The sequence below is a fragment of the Enterococcus sp. MSG3290 genome, from assembly GCF_050555565.1.
In the GTDB taxonomy this organism is placed as follows: domain Bacteria; phylum Bacillota; class Bacilli; order Lactobacillales; family Enterococcaceae; genus Enterococcus_B; species Enterococcus_B faecium.
The window spans coordinates 964,985-985,927 of the sequence record NZ_CP187862.1 but is presented as its reverse complement, the minus strand read 5'-3'; the positions used below and the strand labels follow the sequence as shown (position 1 = coordinate 985,927).

22 protein-coding genes and 1 other RNA gene are annotated in these 20,943 nt (G+C 36.5%); 6 read left to right on the top strand and 17 right to left on the bottom strand.

Annotated elements, in window-relative coordinates; translation table 11 throughout:
• Nucleotides 1–187: 187 nt before the first annotated feature.
• From IGL31_RS04585 to IGL31_RS04575, 3 genes are all read left to right on the top strand, one after another.
• On the top strand, nucleotides 188–2,308 hold the full coding sequence (locus IGL31_RS04585; protein ID WP_002338396.1) for an LTA synthase family protein: 2,121 nt from the start codon (nucleotides 188–190) through the stop codon (nucleotides 2,306–2,308).
• 222 nt (nucleotides 2,309–2,530) lie between these two features.
• Nucleotides 2,531–3,256: a hypothetical protein gene (locus IGL31_RS04580; RefSeq protein WP_002297641.1), complete on the top strand. Its 726-nt coding sequence runs from the start codon at nucleotides 2,531–2,533 to the stop codon at nucleotides 3,254–3,256.
• Nucleotides 3,246–3,755, top strand: a complete 510-nt coding sequence (locus IGL31_RS04575; RefSeq protein WP_002331483.1) for a hypothetical protein — start codon at nucleotides 3,246–3,248, stop codon at nucleotides 3,753–3,755. The genes IGL31_RS04580 and IGL31_RS04575 overlap by 11 nt, the downstream gene beginning before the upstream one ends.
• 69 nt (nucleotides 3,756–3,824) lie before the next feature.
• On the opposite strand, the gene IGL31_RS04570 is transcribed toward IGL31_RS04575, so the two are convergent.
• The 3 genes from IGL31_RS04570 to IGL31_RS04560 are packed head-to-tail and all read right to left on the bottom strand — an operon-like array spanning nucleotide 3,825 to nucleotide 6,320.
• The gene (locus IGL31_RS04570) at nucleotides 3,825–5,273 is read right to left on the bottom strand and encodes a sensor histidine kinase (protein WP_002302594.1); all 1,449 of its coding nucleotides are present in this window, start codon (nucleotides 5,271–5,273) and stop codon (nucleotides 3,825–3,827) included.
• The gene (locus IGL31_RS04565; protein WP_002293942.1) at nucleotides 5,273–5,989 is read right to left on the bottom strand and encodes a response regulator transcription factor; all 717 of its coding nucleotides are present in this window, start codon (nucleotides 5,987–5,989) and stop codon (nucleotides 5,273–5,275) included. Before IGL31_RS04565 ends, IGL31_RS04570 begins: the two co-directional genes overlap by 1 nt.
• Nucleotides 5,970–6,320 carry an SdpI family protein gene (locus tag IGL31_RS04560; RefSeq protein WP_002288595.1) on the bottom strand — a complete coding sequence of 117 codons (351 nt, stop codon included), beginning with the start codon at nucleotides 6,318–6,320 and terminating at the stop codon, nucleotides 5,970–5,972. The genes IGL31_RS04565 and IGL31_RS04560 overlap by 20 nt, the downstream gene beginning before the upstream one ends.
• Before the next feature lie 143 nt (nucleotides 6,321–6,463).
• Here IGL31_RS04560 and IGL31_RS04555 point away from each other — a divergent pair, with 143 nt between their 5' ends.
• Nucleotides 6,464–7,237 (top strand): Cof-type HAD-IIB family hydrolase, encoded by a 774-nt coding sequence (locus IGL31_RS04555; protein ID WP_002288592.1) that lies wholly within the window; start codon nucleotides 6,464–6,466, stop codon nucleotides 7,235–7,237.
• Between the two features lie 170 nt (nucleotides 7,238–7,407).
• Nucleotides 7,408–7,774, top strand: a transfer-messenger RNA (tmRNA) gene (gene ssrA / locus IGL31_RS04550).
• Between the two features lie 413 nt (nucleotides 7,775–8,187).
• Here the strand turns inward: ssrA and IGL31_RS04545 are convergent.
• A complete protein-coding gene (locus IGL31_RS04545) occupies nucleotides 8,188–8,502 on the bottom strand; it encodes an SdpI family protein (RefSeq protein ID WP_002331484.1) in 315 nt (104 codons plus the stop codon).
• 281 nt (nucleotides 8,503–8,783) lie between these two features.
• On the opposite strand from IGL31_RS04545, the gene IGL31_RS04540 reads away from it, so the two are divergent.
• Nucleotides 8,784–9,023: a hypothetical protein gene (locus IGL31_RS04540; RefSeq protein ID WP_002321266.1), complete on the top strand. Its 240-nt coding sequence runs from the start codon at nucleotides 8,784–8,786 to the stop codon at nucleotides 9,021–9,023.
• Nucleotides 9,024–9,384: 361 nt separating this feature from the next.
• Here the strand turns inward: IGL31_RS04540 and IGL31_RS04535 are convergent, their stop codons facing one another.
• The 13 genes from IGL31_RS04535 to IGL31_RS04475 all read right to left on the bottom strand — a co-directional run bounded on the left by IGL31_RS04535 (nucleotide 9,385) and on the right by IGL31_RS04475 (nucleotide 20,940).
• A complete protein-coding gene (locus IGL31_RS04535) occupies nucleotides 9,385–9,645 on the bottom strand; it encodes a hypothetical protein (protein WP_002289617.1) in 261 nt (86 codons plus the stop codon).
• A gap of 185 nt (nucleotides 9,646–9,830) precedes the next feature.
• Entirely contained in the window at nucleotides 9,831–10,328 is a 498-nt protein-coding gene (locus IGL31_RS04530; protein WP_086299752.1) for a GAF domain-containing protein, read from the bottom strand.
• Between the two features lie 129 nt (nucleotides 10,329–10,457).
• The gene (gene budA, locus IGL31_RS04525; RefSeq protein ID WP_002289619.1) at nucleotides 10,458–11,168 is read right to left on the bottom strand and encodes an acetolactate decarboxylase; all 711 of its coding nucleotides are present in this window, start codon (nucleotides 11,166–11,168) and stop codon (nucleotides 10,458–10,460) included.
• A 12-nt stretch (nucleotides 11,169–11,180) separates the two neighbouring features.
• Entirely contained in the window at nucleotides 11,181–12,845 is a 1,665-nt protein-coding gene (alsS, locus tag IGL31_RS04520; RefSeq protein WP_002293952.1) for an acetolactate synthase AlsS, read from the bottom strand.
• A gap of 211 nt (nucleotides 12,846–13,056) precedes the next feature.
• Nucleotides 13,057–13,653 (bottom strand): hypothetical protein, encoded by a 597-nt coding sequence (locus IGL31_RS04515; RefSeq protein ID WP_086299753.1) that lies wholly within the window; start codon nucleotides 13,651–13,653, stop codon nucleotides 13,057–13,059.
• Complete coding sequence (locus IGL31_RS04510) at nucleotides 13,643–15,031, bottom strand: HAMP domain-containing sensor histidine kinase (protein WP_229205835.1); 1,389 nt, start codon at nucleotides 15,029–15,031, stop codon at nucleotides 13,643–13,645. Before IGL31_RS04510 ends, IGL31_RS04515 begins: the two co-directional genes overlap by 11 nt.
• The gene (locus IGL31_RS04505) at nucleotides 15,028–15,684 is read right to left on the bottom strand and encodes a response regulator transcription factor (protein ID WP_002302578.1); all 657 of its coding nucleotides are present in this window, start codon (nucleotides 15,682–15,684) and stop codon (nucleotides 15,028–15,030) included. The genes IGL31_RS04510 and IGL31_RS04505 overlap by 4 nt, the downstream gene beginning before the upstream one ends.
• A complete protein-coding gene (locus IGL31_RS04500; RefSeq protein ID WP_010727571.1) occupies nucleotides 15,659–16,357 on the bottom strand; it encodes a DUF1361 domain-containing protein in 699 nt (232 codons plus the stop codon). Before IGL31_RS04500 ends, IGL31_RS04505 begins: the two co-directional genes overlap by 26 nt.
• A gap of 22 nt (nucleotides 16,358–16,379) precedes the next feature.
• Nucleotides 16,380–17,231, bottom strand: coding sequence for a polysaccharide deacetylase family protein (locus IGL31_RS04495; protein ID WP_002331495.1), 852 nt, complete (start codon nucleotides 17,229–17,231; stop codon nucleotides 16,380–16,382).
• 16 nt (nucleotides 17,232–17,247) lie between these two features.
• Nucleotides 17,248–18,138 (bottom strand): LCP family protein, encoded by an 891-nt coding sequence (locus tag IGL31_RS04490; RefSeq protein WP_081156570.1) that lies wholly within the window; start codon nucleotides 18,136–18,138, stop codon nucleotides 17,248–17,250.
• Between the two features lie 162 nt (nucleotides 18,139–18,300).
• The gene (locus tag IGL31_RS04485) at nucleotides 18,301–19,170 is read right to left on the bottom strand and encodes a polysaccharide deacetylase family protein (protein ID WP_086299754.1); all 870 of its coding nucleotides are present in this window, start codon (nucleotides 19,168–19,170) and stop codon (nucleotides 18,301–18,303) included.
• A gap of 365 nt (nucleotides 19,171–19,535) precedes the next feature.
• Complete coding sequence (locus IGL31_RS04480) at nucleotides 19,536–20,030, bottom strand: GNAT family N-acetyltransferase (protein ID WP_002302931.1); 495 nt, start codon at nucleotides 20,028–20,030, stop codon at nucleotides 19,536–19,538.
• A gap of 94 nt (nucleotides 20,031–20,124) precedes the next feature.
• Nucleotides 20,125–20,940: a PHP domain-containing protein gene (locus IGL31_RS04475; protein ID WP_002306310.1), complete on the bottom strand. Its 816-nt coding sequence runs from the start codon at nucleotides 20,938–20,940 to the stop codon at nucleotides 20,125–20,127.
• Nucleotides 20,941–20,943: the final 3 nt, after the last annotated feature.

The window sequence follows — 20,943 nt, the reverse complement described above, 5'->3', positions numbered from 1 at the left end:
AACATAGGACTTGTCTTACTGCTCATTTTTTCATGAAGCTTAAAGAAAACCTTAATGAAACAGCATAAACTTCTGGTTTCAATTGACACTATATTGTCATACTAGTAAAATAAATGAGAATAAGTGAGCTGTGTAACATGGTTTCATGACACTTCTGTGATTAAGAAGTGCAGAAAGGAAGATTATCTTGAAATATATAAAAACACCTGCCTTTTTGAATAAGAGGCTCGGATTTTTTTCTTTACTAGTCGTTTTACTTTGGTTGAAAACGATTTTTGCCTATTTAGTTGATTTCCATCTCGGAATCGAAAGTGGCATTCAATACTTTATCTTGTTTATCAACCCTATTGCAACTACATTGTTATTACTTGGAATTGCTCTTTATATCAGACGCCCTAGAGTTGCTTATATCACGATGATGGTCATTTATTTTCTTTTGACATTGCTTGTTTTTTCGAATGTCACTTATTATCGAGAATTCACGGACTTCATTACGATCAACACGATTTTAGGTGCTGGGAAAGTAGCGAGTGGTCTGGGAGAAAGTGCCATTCGACTGTTTCGCCCATATGATGTGATCTATTGGATCGATTTTATTATCTTGACTGTTCTGCTGATTGCAAAAAAAATCAAGTTGGACCCTCGCCCGATCCGAGCAAGAATGGCTTTTGCGATCTCTACATTAGCAGTTATGATTTTCTCAGGAAATCTTTTTATGGCGGAAGCTGATCGTCCAGAATTGCTGACTCGAACATTCTCTCGTGATTATTTGGTCAAATATCTTGGCTTGAATGCTTTCATGGTTTATGACGGTGTTCAAACTTACCAGACAAACCAAGTGCGGGCAGAAGCAAGTCCCAATGATATGAAAGAAGTAGAAAATTATGTAAAAGAACATTATGCAGCACCAAATGACGATTTGTTCGGGCTCGCTAAAGGAAAAAATGTGATTTATATCCATTTAGAAAGCTTCCAGCAATTCCTGATCGATTATAAATTGACAGATGAGAATGGTGTCCAGCATGAAGTTACACCTTTCATCAATAGTCTTTACCACAGCAACAGCACGTTCAGTTTTGACAACTTTTTCCATCAAGTAAAAGCAGGAAAAACAAGCGATGCGGAAACGCTGATGGAAAATTCATTGTTTGGCTTGAATCAAGGCTCCTTGTTCACACAATTAGGCGGAAAAAATACTTTCCAAGCTGCACCTGATATTTTAAGTCAAACACAAGGTTACACTAGTGCGGTATTCCATGGGAACGCTGGTACATTCTGGAATCGAAACGAGACATATAAGAATTTAGGATATGATTATTTCTTTGATTCTTCTTATTATGATGTTAATGATGACAATTCGTTCCAATACGGGTTGCATGATAAACCATTTTTCCAACAATCCGTACAATACTTGGAACGTCTGCAACAACCATTTTATTCAAAATTCATTGCTGTATCTAACCATTATCCTTATTCAAAATTCACCAATGACGAAGCAGGATTCCCGTTAGCCAATACAAATGATGAAACGATCAACGGTTACTTTGCGACAGCCAATTATTTAGATACCGCCGTACAAGAATTCTTCAATTATTTGAAAGAAAGCGGCTTGTATGATAATTCAGTCATCGTCCTTTACGGTGACCATTACGGTGTCTCGAATTCAAGAAATAAAAATCTAGCTGAATTAGTTGGAAAAACAAGTTCTACTTGGACAAACTACGACAATGCACAAATGCAGCGTGTCCCTTATATGATCCATATCCCTGGACAAACACAGGGCGGAATCAATCACACTTATGGCGGCCAAGTTGATGCTTTGCCTACACTGCTCCATTTACTAGGTGTAGATACAAAAAATTATATTCAGTTAGGACAAGATCTATTCTCAAAAGATCATGAACAGCTTGTTTCTTTCCGTGATGGCGATTTTGTTACTCCAAAATATACTTACTACGGTGGTACCATCTACAGTAATGAAACTGGTGAAGCCATTACTGAACCTACTGAGGAAGTACAGAATGAAATTGATTCACTCAAAGAAAAAGTTGATAAACAGTTAGCTGTTTCTGATCAAATCAATAACGGTGATCTTCTTCGGTTCTATACGAATAGTGGATTAGACCCAATTGATACCAGTGATTATGACTACAAGAATGGCTTAGAGAAATTAAAAGAAGCTGAAAAATCTCTAGGTGACAAATCAACTAGTGTCTTTAGTCAACACAACGGACAATCAACTGTTGATCTTTATAAAACACAAACGTATCAAGAACTTCACGGAACGACCACAAGTTCTTCCGAATGATAAAATAAATTTAAAAGGAGCAGCGACAAAATTCTTGTCGCTGCTCCTTTTTTCGAATAAACAGTGTTCAAAAGCTTGCATCTACGGTAATAGAATAGGGCAGCTTCTTCACAACCTCTTGCTTTTTACAAAATATTTTCTGGTTTTAATTCGTGATTTCACTAAAGGAATTTCATACTTTATTCATATTCATTTTCTATACTTTTTATAGAGGTGAAAAGTATGAAAATAATCCGCTATGCTACTGCTCGATTAATTTATTACAAAAAGCAGACAATACTCTATTGTTTATTTTCAAGCTTTTCTGCTTTTTTATTGATAGCATGCCTGACTCTTTACCATTTGCAATCGGCTTTAGCCAATCAAGTCCAAGATCGGCTTTCATTTATTGGTGCTTCTGCATCTACAGAGCTTCTTCCGGCTTTAGAATTAGCTAGCCGATTTTATATAAAAGGCATATTCAGTTTATTTTTTCTATTTGCCTTCCTTTTTATCTTTTTCTTTTACTATTCAGTCAGGCAAAACAAGCAGGAATTGATCAATTGGCGCCTGACTGGTCTTTCTAAAACCAAATTATTCCTTTTTATTTTCTGGCAGCTGTTCTTTCCTCTCTTTCTTTGTTGTATCTTGGTTTTATTGTGGATCGTCAGCTTCCAGTCAGTTTATGAAGCGCTTCTTCAAAGGATCAATTTTCTTGTCTTAAAGACTACTGAACTGCCAGATATCCGTGATATCTTGACTTCGGTAAGCGGACTGACAATTCCGATGGATCAACAGACTTTTTTTACCATCGATTTCCAAAATGATCTTTTTTTCACAGATATACTTAAGGGATTTGCCCAAACTCTTATTGGACTCAGTGGATGCTGTCTCATTCTTAGTCTATTCCCTTTCACTTTTTTTATCCATCATTTGCAAAGTAGGAGGCCTGGACGTAATGAAACCTGAATATTTGATTCATGCTGAACACTTGACCGTTATTTTGTGTCCTCTCGAAAAACAGCATAAAATATTGGAGCACTTGAAAAAAGAGGTTCTTGTTGCAAAACTGGATAATTTTGCGATCATCCAAAAAAATTGGCCGATGTTTCCTTATCTGAATCTTAAAGACCATGTCCTGTTGGATGTACCGGAAAAAGAAATCAAACAAGATCGTTTGGCCTATCAAGAAAAACTTGATATCTCTTCTTCCTTGCTTAATTGTGCGGCAGCTGAGTTGACGTCTTTTGAAAAAGTAAAGCTGCAATTACTTCATGCCTTGCTTTCCAAGCGAAACAATATTGTTATTGAAGATACATTTGATGAACTTAGTGTATTGGAGATCCAAGAGCTACTCCACTTGCTTTCTTATTTAGCTCATGAAGAAAATCAAGGTATCTTACTCTTTACTCATGATGCTACTATTGCCCAAAGTCCTTATATTGATCGTTTAGAGCCCGCGGGCTAAATCAATCATTTTATAGTAAAAACAAGCGGTATAGAAGATCGATTCATGATCTTTTATACCGCTTGTTTTTTACTCTTCTTTGATTTCTACGTCAGGCAAACGAACAGTGAATTTTGTTCCTTTTCCTAGTTCGCTTTCTACTTCTAATTTTCCTTTATGCAAGCGTACAAGTTGCTGCACGATTGGTAAACCTAATCCTGATTCACCATATTTTGTATTTTTTCTTGAAGGATCTACTTTATAATAACGATCCCAGATACTTTTCATTTGTTGTTCAGACATTCCAATTCCCGTATCTTCAATCGTGATGATCGTTTCAAGATAGCCTTTTTCTAGAGTAATCGTGATTTGGCCGTTTTCAGTAAACTGTATCGCGTTTTGAATAATATTGACCATGATTTGGACAAATCGGTCATAATCAGCGTAAACATCAATATCATCAACGGCTTTCAATGTCAATGTATCTCCTGCTGCTTCTGCTTTAGCTTCTAACTGTGCAACAATATTTTTCAATGTTTCTGTTCCATTGAATTTTTTAATGACCATACTGATTTGATTCGTACGGATTTTTTCATAATCCAAGTTTTCATTCACCAAACGGATCAGACGCTCTGTTTCATTTTTCATCAATTTAATCGCGTTTTCTCGCTGGTTTTCAGGGATTGCATTGTATTCTAACCCTTCCAGAAGTCCGTTGATTGTCGTAAGAGGTGTTCTCATCTCGTGAGAAGCATCTGCCATAAATTGTCTTCGACGATTTTCTTGTTCTTCAATTTCTGCTTGAGATTCTTTCAATGAATTCGTCATTTTATTGAAATCATCTGCTAACTCATCAAATTCATCTTTGTCATGTACGGGGAGCTGTACATCAAAATTACCATTCGTCACTTCTTTCGTCGCATTCCTTAACCGATTGATACGCTTAACTTGGAATGCTGCAAAAGCATAGCTGGCAATAACTGCAACGATACTGGAAAAAATAAATCCTTTGAACAGGTTCAGTGTAATTGGACGAACGCTGTTATCGATATTTCGCGCAGGTTGACTAACTACAAGTGCTCCATAGAATTCATGATTCAAATTAAATGGCACAAGTGCGTAAGAGGTCGCCTGTGCTTGTCCTAAAATATTTTTATTCGATGTGAATTTTTCTTGACGTCCATTCCTCAGATTTTTCCATTGATCAGCTGTTAAGGTAAAATTCAGTAAAGCTGTATTAGTCGGATAAATGACACGTTCGTTTTTATCGATAAATATAAAGTTCACATTTTGTTCTGTCAGTACTTGCTCTGTCAGCAGCAGTGCATTTTGAAACGCCTGATCTTGACTAAACTGCGGGAGCGTATCGGCATAGGTTTGCGTTGTCTTTTCAACTGATTCAGCATATCCAAACAGTTGCTGGTAATTGTTTTCTTCAATCGTTTGTTTTGTCAGTTGTGTAAAAGAAACTCCAACGATCAATAAGATCAATGCGACCATTCCGCAAAAAGCTAAGAGTTGCTGATACAAATAACGCATTAGGCAACACCAGAATCATCGAATTTGTAGCCGACTCCCCAAACAGTTTGGATGACTTGTGGTCCGACCTTTTCGATTTTTTGTCGTAATTTCTTGATATGGGCGTCCACTGTCCGTTCATCACCAAAGTACTGATAATCCCAGACTAATTCAAGCAGCTGCTCCCGAGAGAATACTTGACGTGGTTTTTTTGCTAAAGTAAACAATAGATCGAACTCTTTAGGCGTCAGTCCTTCAATTGGCCGGTTGTCCAGATACGCTTCTCGTGTTTTCGTATTCATCTTGAAATGACTAGTCTCGATATCAAAATGATCATCTGAAACTGCTGCTTCTTCTCTTGCTTCTGCCAACTCACTACGGCGATGCAAAGCTTTCATTCGAGCAATAAGCGTCAGAGGACTGAAAGGTTTTGTGACATAATCATCTGCCCCCATCTCTAAGCCGATCACCTGATCGCTTTCAGAATCTCTAGCTGTCAGCATGATAATCGGCACAGTACTTGAAACTTTGCGGATCTCTCTTCCTACTAGCATACCGTCCAGTGTGGGCAAATTCAGGTCTAGTGTAATCATATCCCAATGTTGTGGGTTTTCTAAAAAGGCATCGAGCCCTTCTTTTCCATCATACTTGAAAGTTGCTTCCCAACCTTCATTTAAGAAAAACATCTGCATCATTTCAGAAACAGATTGATTATCTTCAATCATTAAAATATTCATTATCGTTCCCTCCAGTTTCCAGGTCATATTTCTGTAATTTCTTTTCTGTCATAATAAAAATAGGCATAATTGGAAATACTAGCAAAAGCATTTCAATCAGAAAATAATTCGTATGCCCAGATGTCTTTAAATAATAGCCGATCAATGCCATCAGTAAGCCCATAAGAAAAAACCAGTTTCCGCTTGTCTTTTGAGCCAGCCGCCAATGAGCGTCTGTTTTTGCGGCAAGAGGCGAATGGTACCCATAAAAAGGCAGATTTCCTTTTGAGGGCAGAATCCGAAAAAGACTGCCAATTATTAAGAATAAGATACCAATACTGAAAAAAATCATTCTTTCCCTCCTAAATTCTCTTCTTATAGTATACTCTAAATTGTTGACTGAACCAATATGTTCAGGAATTCTTCACGAAAGGTTTGTCTTTTGTTCATTCTTTGTTAAGATAAACTTATTCCAATAAAAAAGGAGTTTTATTTGTGTCAAATTATCGTGCAATCACTTTCTTTGATCTTGATGGAACATTACTAGATGCGAAATCAAAAATCACACCCGAAGTGGCAAAAGCTATGAACGCATTAAAAGAAAACAATGTTCTCCCCGTCATCGCTACAGGACGTACAGAAGCAGAAATCCACTCTATCATGGAAGATGCGGGCATTACTTCTGCGGTCACCATGAATGGTTCTTTCATTCGAGTAGACGGCGAAGAAATCTATTCTCAAACATTTTCTTCAGAAGAATGTCAAAAAATGTATGATCATGTACAGTTGAACGGTCATGAACTTTCTTACTATAACGATCAGAAAATCTGGTGTACCGGTCATAGCCAAACAATGATCAATGCTTACGACTTCATTCATTCAGATGTTCCGGAAATTGATCCTTTAGGCTTTAAAGAAAACACAGTAAATATGTTGCTGATCTTATCTCAATCAGGTGACGAATACTATCACGAACATTTTCCTGAGCTAACTTTTTATCGGAATGGTCCTTACTCGATCGATACAGTGAAGAAAGGAATCTCAAAAGGGGCAGGTGTCAAACGTCTGCAAAAAGAACTTCAGCTGGAAAAAGTTCCTACTTTTGGATTTGGCGATGGTCCGAATGATTTTGCCTTGTTGGAAGCTTGCGACAACAAAATCGCTATGGGCAACGCCTATGACGGATTAAAAGAACTTTCTACCTTTATCACAAAGAAAAATACAGAAGGCGGAATTGTCCACGCATTGAAGTATTTTGATCTGATTTAAGATCTTTTTTTGAAGCTACCTCTTTTCTTAAGAAAATCGCTTATTTTTTCTTAAGAAAGGGGCAGTTATTATATAAATAATGGGATATGATTCGCTTTTTTATTGAATTTATCCCAATATATGCTATACTAATTTTGTATGAAAAATACACGTAACCCTTGTTAGCTAACGGGGACGTTACGGATTCGACAGGCACAGTCGAGCTTGAATTGCGTTTCGTAGGTTACGTCTACGTAAAAACGTTACAGTTAAATATAACTGCTAAAAACGAAAACAACTCTTACGCTTTAGCTGCCTAAAAACAGTTAGCGTAGATCCTCTCGGCATCGCCCATGTGCTCGAGTAAGGGTCCTAACTTTAGTGGGATACGTTTCAACTTTCCGTCTGTAAGTTGAAAAAGAGAACATCAGACTAGCGATACAGAATGCCTGTCACTCGGCAAGCTGTAAAGCGAATCCTTAAATGAGTTGACTATGAACGTAGATTTTTAAGTGGCGATGTGTTTGGACGCGGGTTCGACTCCCGCCGTCTCCATTGTGAGATTTCAGCAGATTTCGCTAGATGCTTAAATCCTTATTTTATAAGGGTTTGAGCATTTTTTATTTTTGCTGATTTTCGTTAAATGAATGAAAATGGCATTCAAAAAAACACATTTTTTAATATAAATTACTTCCTCCATATTATCAACGCTATTCCTACTTCACAAAAATACTAGTTCGTATATCCTTTTTGAGGTGAACATTAAGTTAATGAAAGGTAAAACATAGTTATGGTTTAAGTATGTTCCTTCAAATAAGTTTTTTAATTATAAACTCTAGAGAAATTAATTCGTCCTAACATAAAATAATTGTTCACTCAAAAGTTTTTCTAGAACAATTAAAACAGCAGGCTTCTCATTCGCTATACATTTGTAAGAAGTAATAATTCTTGTACTAAAAGGCGTAATTGCTTTAATTATTTTTTGACTTCTCTTCAAACACAAGAAGTAGTTGTGTAATAATTGCAGAAATAAGGATTCCAATAATAGATATAAAATTTGACATGGAAACGTCTATAACATTTAAAGAATAAAGTGTTGAAGAAAGTAAACTGATTGAAATAATCCCTCCGTAAAAAATAGTCTGTGAAAATACCCACTTTTTTTCAGAAGACGTACTTCGTTTGGTTCTAAAACCTATCCCTGCATTTCTACTCTTATCAAAAAACCAAATATTTAGAAGTAATAATATTGCTATTATTAAGATAAAATTACTGTAAAAATCCAAAAGCTATCCTCCTAGCAACTATTTAAATGCCCAAAAAAATTACGTCTAGATAATATCATACCTACGTTTTCACTTATAAATTTTTTCATAAAAAAAGCGTTTAGAAGCATAATCGTTAATACAGATGGTAACCAATGTAACTGGTTTGAACTGGGATATCACCCTCTCCATGTATTGCTAAGACTAATAGATACTATAAAAGACTTGATAGTTTTGTATTGATTTTGCCTAATACTGAGCATAGGTGTATGCTAAACGATACTATAAGGAGTGTGTATATAATGAAAAGAATTCTGTTTATCAGTTTATCAAATTTATTGTTACTTACTGCTTGTGGGACTTCTGCATCAAAGAACATACCTTCAGATACGCAAATTTCGAATAGTATCGATTCAACAATTTCTACAAATGAGAAAAATTCTCCGGTAGAAACTTCCGATATAAAAGTTTCTACCTCTGCCAAAAACAGGGTAAAGAAACTGTCAGCACGTCTCCTTTATTTCAAACAAACTCTGAATTAGCTTCTTCATCTTCTTCAGCAAATAATGATGATAGTTTCGCGTTTACTCCTAACTAAATGCAACCTTTACAAATGCTTTACGATAACAAGCCTGAGCTAAATGATCCTGATATCAGTTTTGCATTTTTTGAAATGATTGGATCGGATGATCTTTTTAAAACTACTAGTTTGTCTATCCGAAAATAGGACAGTTCTGGCAGTATAGGTTTTTATCGAGTTTCTCCACCAGGCCTCGTTACAGAAACAGATTCTCTAGGCGAACCTTTTGAATAAATCAAAAATCATGAACAATCACTGCCAACTAAATAAAGTGCCTTCAAAAGCTTGGTCTTCTCGCTTTTGAAGGCACTTTATTTAAATCTTTATGAAACTAAAGTATGTTCATATTTATTGCTGTAGTTATATAGATATTCTGTTGTTTCCAACTCATAAACGTGAGTATATTTTGCCACTACTTTTCCGCATTTTTCTAATATTTCATTGCGATCGACGTCATGATATTCGTCTACGCAGATCACAACACAATTTTCTAATTTACTGATTACTTCTCCAACCACTTTTTGTTTCAAGCCAATAGGTTGGCAAATATATTTTTTTCCTAAAATGATAGTTTCGTTATTCATATTTCATCCATCCTTAATGTGTTTTTCATTATTTAAAATGATAATACCATTAAAATATGATTATGAAAACCAATAACACTTGTGATTTTATAAAAAAATAAAAAAACCGAAAAACAGAAATGCCCACTGTCTTTCCGGCTCTTTTTATTCTTGATTTCTCTTCTTTTTTGTTTCAATAGACGATTTTAGTTATTAATAAATGAAAAAGCATTTATATTAAAATTTGCTAATAAAAGATCTACATATTTTTCTAGAAATGCTTGATCGATTTCATCATACCCTTTCGTTACTCCGCAATCGATATCTAAAACACCGATTAAATGACCTTCTTTTACCATTGGCACTACGATTTCTGATTGTGCGGCTGAATCGCAGGAAATGTAATTTGCATGGGTTTTGACATCATCAACGATCAATGTTTCTTGTTTTTCAGCTGATTCTCCACAAACTCCTTTTCCCATCTTGATACGTGTGCAAGAAACTCGCCCTTGGAACGGTCCTAAAATCAATTCATTACCATCGAATAAATAATATCCTGCAAAGACAGTCTCAGGCAAAGTCTCATTCAACAATGCAGATGAATTTGCTAAATTTGCTAACCAGGTATCTTCTGCTTCTAATAATCCTTGTTGCTGTAATAATAAAATTTCGTATGCATCTTTTTTCTGTTTTTCTGTCCACATGATAAAAACCGCTCCTTTTTGATCTATGGAGAAGATTATAGCTCAGTTTTTTTGTAAACGCTAGGTTTCCTCCTCAAAAAAACGAGATACGTCAGGTTGATCACCTTGAACGCATCTCGCTGTCTTTTTCTATTCTGCTTGTTGGATTTCTGCTGCTAAATCAGCATAATCAATCGTTTCGTGAACAAAAGTCGGATCATCAACTGGAAAATGCTGTACAAGGGACGAGATGCGGCTAATCTCAACTTTTCCTTCAGCCACTTCAAAATCCATTACATGTCCGCCAAATGTATGTGTATCATCGATAAAATGCAGGTGAAATCCCGCTGCAGCAACTCCTTGGAATAATTCAGGCGTAAAGAACCCGACTAATGTTCCTTGGACATTGCTTTGTTGGAATTCTGGTTGAGACTCTGAAATTTTTGCTAGTCTTCTGTAAGGTTTTTCTTGCTTCGGCATGATACGGATGTGCATATTTTTGAATAATCCAGTTATCTTCACTGCCAAAAATAGGTTTTCCCCGGCTTCTCTTACTAATATGTCTTTTTTCAATTGTTCTCCATCTGCAGTTTTTGAGACAGAAAAACTAGTATCTGGCGTAAAATCTGTAATTGCTGCATAGGGGGTAAGTTCACTTCCATCTAATTGGGCAACTGAGCCATCTGATCTTCCTTGATAAGCTACGCCATCTAAAAAGATGACTTCACCATCAAGTCCATGCAATGTTCCCAATCCCAGAGTTCCTTTTTCTAATATATGAGCAATCGTTTCTGTTCCATCCATCAAGCCGGCCATCAAAGCTCCTAATGTCCCGTGCTGGTATAAGATTTTTTCAGTCATGTCGACACTTCCTTAATAGAATTGATCTGGTAAGATTGTTTCTCCCAATTTCTCATTATCACGGTAATCAATCGGAATATCAATAATTACGGGTCCTTCTGTCGCAAATCCTTCTTCTAAAGCTTTTTCTAATTCCTCTACACTTGTAGCTCGGATTCCTTTAGCGCCAAAAGCTTCTGCATATTTCACAAAATCAACTGGACCAAAGTCTACACCTGACGCCCGCTGATATTTCATTTTTTCTTGGAACTCTACCATATTGTAGTGTCCATCATTCCAAATCAAATGAACGATATTCAATTTTTTACGTACAGCCGTTTCTAAATCCTGGGCAGAGAATAAAAATCCCCCATCGCCGGAAACTGATACGATTTGTGTATTTGGACGCACCAATGCAGCAGAAATCGCCCATGGCAATGCAACACCAAGCGTTTGCATACCATTACTGAATAACAAATGACGAGGTTCATAACTTCTAAAGTGGCGTGCCATCCAAATATAATGACTACCTACATCTACGGTAACAGTCATATCATCTGTTACTTTTGACTGAAGCGTGTTAATGACTTCTAAAGGATGCAAGATACCTGCTTCTCCTTTTGATTGAACAATGTCCCGCTCCGTTAATTTTGCTTGAAGAGATGCTAAATATTCTTTTGCATCTTCTGACACTTGTTGAGGCTCTAATGAACCTGTCAATAAATCAAGAGTAGCTGAGATATCACCGATCAATTCTCTTTCAGGCTGCATAAAAGGATCGATTTCAGCTGGCGCTTCATCGATCACAATGATCCGCGCATCTTTTTCCGCATTCCAGTTTCTTGCTTCATATTCGATTGGATCATAGCCAATTGCAATAACTAGATCACTTCGTTTCAAAAGCATATCTCCTGGTTGGTTTCTAAATAAACCCACACGACCAAAGAAATGCGCTTCTAATTCACGTGAGATCACTCCAGCTGCTTGGAATGTCTCTACAACAGGCAATGCTGTCTTTTCAACTAATTGCCTGATGGCTAACGTTTCTTTTTCACTTGATCCTCGCATACCTACTAATAGTACCGGTAGTTTTGCTTCTCTAATGCGTTCAGCTAGGTAACGGATATCATCTGCAGAAGCAGAACCTAATTTAGGATCGCTCAATGGCTTGATGACATTACCTTGGACAGGTGCATCCACTACATCTTGCGGGATACTGATAAAGCTCGCGCCTTTTTTTGAACTCTTAGCCATACGATAAGCATTGGCAATCACTTCTGAAATTGTTTCTGGATCTTGGATTTCTGCACTGTATTTTGTGATTGGCTGGAACAGTGCTGCATTATCCATGCTTTGATGGGTCAACTTCAATAGATCGCTTCGTTTTACTTGTCCGGCAATTGCTAAAACTGGGTCACCTTCTGCTGTCGCTGTTACCAAACCTGTAGCTAAGTTACTAGCACCAGGACCACTTGTTGCGATAACTACTCCTGGCTCTCCTGTAATACGTCCGATTGCTTGTGCCATAAATGCAGCATTTTGTTCGTGACGAGTCACGATTAATTCAGGACCTTGATCCTCTAATTCATTAAATACACCATCGATTTTTGCACCTGGTATACCGAATACATAATCAACGTGATGATTAATCAAACTTTCTACTACAGATTTCGAACCTTGTTTCATTTTTTTAGCCATTGAACATCGTCCTTTTTATGGTTTATTTTTAATTATTAGTTAGAAATAATCACAAATAAGTGATACAGTTTCTAAACCTGTTTCATTCAGAAGTATAGCACGTTTTATTTCATTTGTTTAGCCATATGTTTCAAAAAATGAAAAAGAATGACAGTTTTTACATAAAAAACTGTCATTCTTAATTGAAAGTTTCAACCAATTTCACAAAAGGTCATATATAATTCAGCAACAATCGTGTCTCATCAATCAGAAAGTTTAATTTCTGTCCATTTTTCAAAGTGACAGTAATCATCTCACCATCTTCTTCGATTTTATCTGCTTTTAGAGGAAGATAGTTCAAGTAATCATCTATAATTTGTTTTTTCCCCCGGTTATTTTGATCTTCATCAAAATAAGATAACCGTACAACTTTTTTGTTCGTTTCATCAATGATTGCCGTTCCGTAGCCTGTTTGCGTGAGGAATTCCATTTGCCAAAATACGCTGTCCTCTGAGATCAAAACTTCATAGTCTTGAACAATCACTGGCTCTTTTGGCATGGATAGCTTTTGAAATAGCTGATTTAATTCCTCTCGCAGCCGATTGACCATATCTAATTGGCTCTGATCTGATTCTTCCATAATAGAAAAAGATTGGGCTTGGCTCATTGCTGTTTCGATAGAGTGAGAAGAAGCTGAACTTAAAGAAGAGATATCTACTGTTCTTTGTTCTTTTGCAGTAATACTACTCGCTAAAATATCTGGTAAAAAAAACAATCCTGCGCTGAATACCAGAAAGAAAGCAGAAAGAAGATATAATTTAATTTTCATCTGTTTCCCCTCCTAAAGCAAAATCGATCGTGATCATTGTCCCTGAGTCTAGCGTACTTTCTATGTCAAAAGAACTATTATGCAATTCGGTTATTTTCTTTACCAAAGCTAATCCAAGTCCTAAATGTTTCGTTGTCCTTGAAGGATTTCCTGTAAAAAATTCATCTGTTACTTTAGACAAATTTTCTGCTGGTATCCCTCTCCCATTATCGGAAAACTGCAGAATATAACGCTTTTCTTTCTTTATTCCTTTGACCACTAATTTTCCATCTTCTGCTATAGCTTCTAATGAATTCGCCAGAATATTCATTGCTAGTAACTTGAAAAGATTGATGTCTAGCAAAATATTGGCAGGTTCTAGTTCGATGGTATAAGTAAATCCTTGTTTCATTCCTTTAAGAAACTTGTTTAGATCATTGCTGATCATGCTGGTCGATATTTCTTCAAGAGAGACATTTGTTCTTTCCAGTTCTATCAATTTCAAAATATCATTGGACAAATGTTTTAGCCGGTTGCTTTCTTCAAGGATATAATCGACAGATTCTTCGGCTGATTGGTCCAATTTTTCCCATTTCAGCATTTGCGCATAGCCGATAATGGAAGTCAGCGGCGTTCGAATCTCGTGAGAAAAGCTAGAAACAAATAAATCTTGCTTTTCCTTTGCCTGACGGAGAGTTTCTAAATCGTAGTTCAATTTATCAGCCATATTGTTCAAACTGTTCCCTAATTTCCCAATTTCGTCTTGAGTATTGACTATTGCCCGTTCTTTCGTCTTACCTTCTGTGATATGCTGGGCTACAGAAATCAGCTGATTGATGGGCTTCAAGATCATGCTTGTTAGAAAATAAGTGACGGGAATGATAGCCAAAAGCAAAAAGAGTAAAATCAGCCGAAAATAGACAAGGGAATCTTTCGCGATTTCTTCATAGTTCTTTGCTTGATGGTAAGTAGCTAAACGATAGGTAGTGTCGGGTATCTTTGAAGTCGAATAAAGTATCTTTTTGTTTTTAACAGTAACCATATCACTGATTTCTACAATACGATTAGACAACTCTTTTGGAGAATCGTATTTTTCAAACAAAGTAGGCTTTGTACTAAAAACCGTTTTACCTTTTTTGTCTAGAATCTCAAATTCTCCGATTTTGGCTGCAGCTACGAATTCACCATTTTTTCTCATTTCATCTGTTGTTTCATCTCCGTCTGTTTTCGTCGACAAAAGCAGTAAGAGATTTTTTTGCTGGTTGACTAGCACTTCTTTTTCTTGAGAAACTGTGCGCTGGTAAATCGCATGCAGTGTAAAACCACTGACCACCAAATAAATGAGTAAAAAGAAGAATAATAATGAAAAGAAAACTTTGCTCGTATATTTCAAGTTCACCCCTCCAATAGGTAACCTACACCATAAATCGTACGCAAGTCCTGTCCTAATTGCAATTTATTTCTGATTCGTTGGATGTGTAAATCAAGCGTTCTGGAGTTGGGTTCTTCTTCCCTTCCCCAGATTTTTTGATAGATTTTTTCTCTTGGCAAAATAATTGCTTTATTTCTAATTAAGTAAAGAAGTAATTCATATTCTTTAGGAGTCAAAGAAACAGCTTGATTTCTTGCAGTGACGGCTCTTGTTTTTTCATTGATTTCGATATACTTCCATTTCAATAATTTATTTGAGCTAGATTTTCCGTTTCTTCGAAGAACAACTTCCACCCGTGCCAGCAATTCTTCTAGATCAAATGGCTTTGTTATATAATCTTCAGCTCCTGACCTTAATCCGCTCACTCGGTCGGAAATCTGGTCTTTGGCTGTCAAGAAAATAACGGGGAGATCATACTCACGCATATACGCAAATACTTCATAACCATCGATTTCAGGAAGCATGATATCCAACAACGCCAAATCAAATTCCTGCTGCTCGATGATATCTGCCGCTTCCTTTCCTGTGAATACTGAATAGACCGTATAGCCATTTTTTTCTAATGTACGAACTAAAAGTTTATTGATTGCAAGATTATCTTCTACTACTAGTATCTTCATACAGATCCTCACCTTCTGCCAATAGAGCAAATTTTATCCCTAACTTATAAATATACACGAATATCAGTGAAAAGAAAAAGATGAGTACGATCAATAAAAAAGATGGACTGTCTATCCTGGTAAATGCTTCGATCAATCTCATGAGCGTTTCTTTGCTGTCGGTGAAGACGTCTGTACTGTTCAATCTTAAAAAGCGACCGAAGTAAATCCCTATGGCGTTGATAAACAAGATGATGCTGACAACTAACCATTGATAGACGCCTATTCCGATTTTTTTGACGATTATATCGGTAACTATCCATAAGCTTTCACAACCCAAAAATGTGGTTGGAAAGACAGAAAGAACGACTAGCAACAATTTATACCAGATTTCCATCTCCATACTTATCATCATAGTTGATGGATCATAAGGTGAAAGCAAAGACAGATGGAATAAATCGGTGAACAAATAAAAGTTATTGGGAAAAAACAGTAACCAGAATAAGATCAGCACGAGAGAGACTAATTTGGATCTGCTGGATTTTATCCACATCGCTAATTCAATCGGGATATATGCCAGAATCGTATTAGTAAAAAATAAATAAAAAACACTTTTTTCATAAAAAGAAAGATAAAGAACGAGCAGCAACAAAATGTAATATCCTCTAATAAAATACATCTGCTTTTGAATCATTGGACATCTCTCCTTTTTTAAACTAAACGGGTCGGTGATCATTGCGCCCATAATAATTTTCTGCTTTTGATGGATTATCTAATAAATCGCTGATGGTCGTAAAAGTATATCCTTCTCTTTTTAATTCATCAATCAGCACAGGAACAGCATCTACGGTCTCAGGATAGATATCATGTAGTAAGATAATTGCACCGTCATATACTGTGCTTTTTACTTGCTGCAGAATTTTTTCCTTTTGTCTAGATTGCCAATCTTTCGAATCAACAGACCATTCGATCATTGGGCGATTAATGATTCCTGCTCCTTTTTTTGTGATAGAGCCATACGGAGGTCGGACATATGCTGGCTTTTTACCGATTGCTTTCAAAATAGCGTTATCTGTTTGAGTAATTTCAGCACTGATTTCCTGGTCAGATAGACCTGCTAAATCTTTATGTGAAAATGTATGGCTGCCGATTTGATGACCATCTTGTACCTCTTTTTTCAAAAGTTGTTCGTTCTGGGAAACATTTTCTCCTAGAACAAAAAAAGTGGCATGTATATCTTTTTGTTTTAAAACTTCTAAAAGTTTCGGCGTTGTGGACGGATTAGGCCCGTCATCAAAGGTAAGAGCAATGGTCTTTGATGATTTCATTGTATCTTCCGTTTCTTTATTTTTTTCATTTTTTGTTTGCTGTTCCTTTGTGGTGATCGTTGGACTGGTAGAATTTTGTATTTCTGTTTGCTCTTGTTTCCTGGAGCTTTCAGTATTTTCTATTGTTTTGTCTTCGTTCGTTGAGGGCGTGAAGACTCTGTCTGCCATATAGACGCTTCCCCCTGTGATCCCTATTAGAAGGATGATTATTCCAAAGGCTATCAAACTTTTTTTAATCATATTCCTCTCTCCTGCTTTACCGTAATTGCTGACTGATTCGTTTGATTTCTGCATCAGTCATTTTTTGGTAAGATATGCCGTCAATTATTTCTTCTTCCCCTTTTAATTGATCCGTACTCATTTTAAATTTGTTGTTCTTCGTTATATATAATTTCAGCAATTCTCCCAAAGGTAAATTGGTTTTCATATTGTTGCCTAAAACATTGATGATTTTGTCTACTTTAGGTATGGATTCCAGAGTCAATAGCTTCTGCATAATCGCTTTGATCACTTTTTGCTGTCGAATTTGTCTCCCATAGTCACCATTAGGATCGTCATATCTCATTCTTGACCAGGCAAGTGCTTCTTCTGGAGATAACGTAAGGGAGCCTTTTGGGAAATCATAGTGATCAAAGCTGAAAGCAAAATCATTGTCCACTTCAATATCGCCAACGATACTTAGAATACTCTCCAGCCCTTTCATATTCATTGCCATGTAGTAGGGAATAGTAGTATCAAGCATACTCTCTGTCGTTTGAATAGCAGTTTGTTCTCCTCCGTAAGCATAAGCGGCATTCAATTTGTCAAATCTGTTTTGTCCTGCGATTTGAACATAGGTATCTCGCTCTAGACTAATCAATTTTATTGCTTCATTTTTCAGATCAACATGAGCAGCAATCATTGAATCCGATCTTCCTCGTTCCGTCCTTCCAAATTCTCCAGTATCTACACCTAATAGCAGTACATTGAACCGATCGGGTAATTGTGTGTCTGTATCGGCTGAATATTTCACATTCATGTTGGCGGCTGTTTTTTTTGAAACCTCAGACAGGTTTTGCAATTTCATATATTCGCTTACACCATAAGCACCTGCTGCTATAATAAACATCAATAGAAAAATAGATATGATTTTTAACGTTTTATACATTTATCTTCTCCTCCTTTGCTGTTAAGGATAGAAGCAAAATCTATCTGATTTGTATCTAAATACCATACTTTAGAGAAATTAAAAAAAGGTTGTGCCAAAATTCTTGTCACAACCTCTTGATAAACGGTATTCTAAAAGTAGCTTTTTCGAAAAATAATTTATTTACTGAACTGGCCGATGATCGTTTCTGCCATAGTAGTTCTCGACAGCCGTTGGATGTCCTAATAAATCCCCCACTGTCGTGATGCGATAGCTTTGCTCTTTCAGATAATCGATCACTTGAGGAACGGAACGAATCGTTTCAGGATAGATATCATGGAATAAAATAATTGCCCCATCGTATACTGTTGCTTGGATCTTCTGCAAAATCAAGTCAGGATTTCTTGTCTTCCAATCTTCTGAATCAACAGACCATTCGATGATCGGTCGCTGGATGATCGTTGCTCCTACATTCGTGACAGAACCATAGGGCGGACGAACAAAAGTGGGGGTTTTGCCAGTGACTTTTTTGATCTCAGTGTCTGCTTTCGTCACTTCCTCCGTCATCGACTGGGCAGAAAGAGTGGCCAGATTCTGATGATCGTATGTGTGATTGCCAATCTCGTGCCCTGCTTCAGCTGTCTGCTTCACGATTTCAGGATGTTGCGCCGTATTTTCTCCTAAGACGAAAAAAGTGGCATGCACGTTTTTTTCTTTTAAGATTCGCAGAAGCTGCGGCGTTGTGGTCGCTCCTGGTCCATCATCAAAGCTGATTGCGACGCTTTTGACAGCCGTATCTCGGCTCGTTTTTGTACTGTCTTGTGTTGATTGTGATGACTGACTTTGTACCTTTTCCGCTGATTCTTGAATGGCTTCTTTGACGTTAGCTGTTTCAGTTGATTGTTCTGATTGTTTGAAAGATTGTGACGAATGCTCCGAAGAATGTGCTTGTCCTTTTACTTCGGTGATCAAGGAGGCCACCGAAGTAACTTCGAAAAATAAAATACCTAGCAAAGCAATAATCCCAATAACTAAAAAAGACTGTTTTGACATACACATTCTTCCTTTAATCCTTATTTTTGCAGAATTCTCAAGAAACAAATTTTTTGCTACTTTATAATTACTTTATTATCACTTTATTGTTATATTATCGTCAGTTAGTTCAAAATCAGCGTTCGATAATACTCAGCCTAAAATAAAGGGCTAACATTTCTTTAGAAATTTCTGCTATTTCTCATTGATACTAGGATAAATGATAAATGAATGGCATATGAGATAAAAATGATTTTTTTTACTGTTATTTGATTAATTAATATGATAATTAAAAAAATTCATCCTCACTTTACTCTTTTCAATTGAAACATTCTATGATAATGACCGCTTCCAAGTGTAAAAACACTTGAAAGCGGTCATTATTATTATTCGTAAGATTTTCCTAAAATAGTTAAATCAGTCAACTGATCATCCATGTTTGCAACTTTAGGTAAATGCCCCCACTGCTCAAATCCGTTTTTTCGGAATAGGTTGATGCTCGCTTGATTGGTAGCAAACACAAAAGCTAAAAGTGTATCGATCTTACAATCTAAAAGTTGAGATTCAGCAAATGATAATGCTTTTTGTCCTAATCCATGTTTTCGGTAATTTGAATCAATATAAATACTTATCTCTGCAGTTTTTGCATAAGCTGGTCTCCCGTAAAAATCGCTAAGACTCACCCATCCTGCGATATTTTGATCGATCTTCATAACCCACATCGGGCGTTCTTTTGATTGATGGGCATCAAACCATGCCTTTTTCGATTCTATTGTAACTGGTTCTAAATCAGCTGTAGATAAGCGAGTTGGAATCGCTTGATTGTAAATTTCCACGATTCTAGGCAAATCCTGGATCTGTGATAAAGAAAAGTTGATCATCGTTCACAATCCCCTCATACGTAATTGAGGTTATTATATCATTATCTATAGTTGCTGCAATCATTTTTTCATTTTTCTGAAACAGGTAGTTTATTCAATTATAGAGTAGTTGATCGGGAAATTCTCGCGCATCTGTGATCAAGGTCCTGCCAAATCCTGTAGTCCCTCTTATTCCATGAAAATCAGAACCGCCAAAACAAGAAAAATGATATGTTTTGATGAGATCTGAAAGGATCTTAAGGTCTCTTATACGATGAGCTGGATGATACTTCTCCAAACCATCAATCCCGAATGAAGCGAGTTCTGGGATTAAATCATAGTTATCAAATTTTCCTGGACAGGCTAGAACAGTCAATCCACCACCGTATTTGATTGCCTCTATGGCATCATATACATTTATTTTTTTTCGATTATCAGAAACTTCTTCTGCTGTCATAAGTTTTTGATAAAACGTATGGTCCATCTGTGTACCATAGCCTCTTTTTTTCAATAAACGATATAAATGACAGGGATAAAGTGCAGTTGCCTTCTCTGCTTCCTTCCAAAGTTCCTCTTCCTTCAGATGATAACCTTCTGCCTGCAGTTTTTTTAACTTAAATAAAGTTTGATTGGTTTGAAAATGAAGTAACGGTCTGCACAACTGCTTGATATAGCTCCGATTTGAAAGATTATATCCCAATATGCGGACATGTTTTTGTCTTTTCAAGTCAAAAGCACTAATTTCGATTCCTTCGATCAAATTAACAGGCGACTCAAAGAATACTTCTTTTACTGCTTCTATCCCTGCGAATGTATGATGATCCACGATTGCTAAATGGTTTATTTCTTGAGCTGTCGCTAAAGACAAAAGTTCTTTTGGATGAAAAAAACCATTCGAATAGCAGCTATGCACATGTAAGTCTGCCTTCATTCC

Excerpts from the sequence above, each read along its gene's own strand:
- IGL31_RS04565 (WP_002293942.1), bottom strand. The coding sequence starts at position 5,989 with ATGAATATTTTAATGATTGAAGATAATCAATCTGTTTCTGAAATGATG.
- IGL31_RS04540 (WP_002321266.1), top strand. The coding sequence starts at position 8,784 with ATGAAAAGAATTCTGTTTATCAGTTTATCAAATTTATTGTTACTTACT.
- IGL31_RS04500 (WP_010727571.1), bottom strand. The coding sequence starts at position 16,357 with ATGATTCAAAAGCAGATGTATTTTATTAGAGGATATTACATTTTGTTG.
- IGL31_RS04575 (WP_002331483.1), top strand. The coding sequence starts at position 3,246 with ATGAAACCTGAATATTTGATTCATGCTGAACACTTGACCGTTATTTTG.
- IGL31_RS04530 (WP_086299752.1), bottom strand. The coding sequence starts at position 10,328 with ATGTGGACAGAAAAACAGAAAAAAGATGCATACGAAATTTTATTATTA.
- IGL31_RS04490 (WP_081156570.1), bottom strand. The coding sequence starts at position 18,138 with ATGTATAAAACGTTAAAAATCATATCTATTTTTCTATTGATGTTTATT.
- IGL31_RS04580 (WP_002297641.1), top strand. The coding sequence starts at position 2,531 with ATGAAAATAATCCGCTATGCTACTGCTCGATTAATTTATTACAAAAAG.
- IGL31_RS04480 (WP_002302931.1), bottom strand. The coding sequence starts at position 20,030 with ATGATCAACTTTTCTTTATCACAGATCCAGGATTTGCCTAGAATCGTG.
- IGL31_RS04570 (WP_002302594.1), bottom strand. The coding sequence starts at position 5,273 with ATGCGTTATTTGTATCAGCAACTCTTAGCTTTTTGCGGAATGGTCGCA.
- budA (WP_002289619.1), bottom strand. The coding sequence starts at position 11,168 with ATGACTGAAAAAATCTTATACCAGCACGGGACATTAGGAGCTTTGATG.
- alsS (WP_002293952.1), bottom strand. The coding sequence starts at position 12,845 with ATGGCTAAAAAAATGAAACAAGGTTCGAAATCTGTAGTAGAAAGTTTG.
- IGL31_RS04495 (WP_002331495.1), bottom strand. The coding sequence starts at position 17,231 with ATGATTAAAAAAAGTTTGATAGCCTTTGGAATAATCATCCTTCTAATA.
- IGL31_RS04505 (WP_002302578.1), bottom strand. The coding sequence starts at position 15,684 with ATGAAGATACTAGTAGTAGAAGATAATCTTGCAATCAATAAACTTTTA.
- IGL31_RS04560 (WP_002288595.1), bottom strand. The coding sequence starts at position 6,320 with ATGATTTTTTTCAGTATTGGTATCTTATTCTTAATAATTGGCAGTCTT.
- IGL31_RS04535 (WP_002289617.1), bottom strand. The coding sequence starts at position 9,645 with ATGAATAACGAAACTATCATTTTAGGAAAAAAATATATTTGCCAACCT.
- IGL31_RS04485 (WP_086299754.1), bottom strand. The coding sequence starts at position 19,170 with ATGTCAAAACAGTCTTTTTTAGTTATTGGGATTATTGCTTTGCTAGGT.
- IGL31_RS04475 (WP_002306310.1), bottom strand. The coding sequence starts at position 20,940 with ATGAAGGCAGACTTACATGTGCATAGCTGCTATTCGAATGGTTTTTTT.
- IGL31_RS04515 (WP_086299753.1), bottom strand. The coding sequence starts at position 13,653 with ATGAAAATTAAATTATATCTTCTTTCTGCTTTCTTTCTGGTATTCAGC.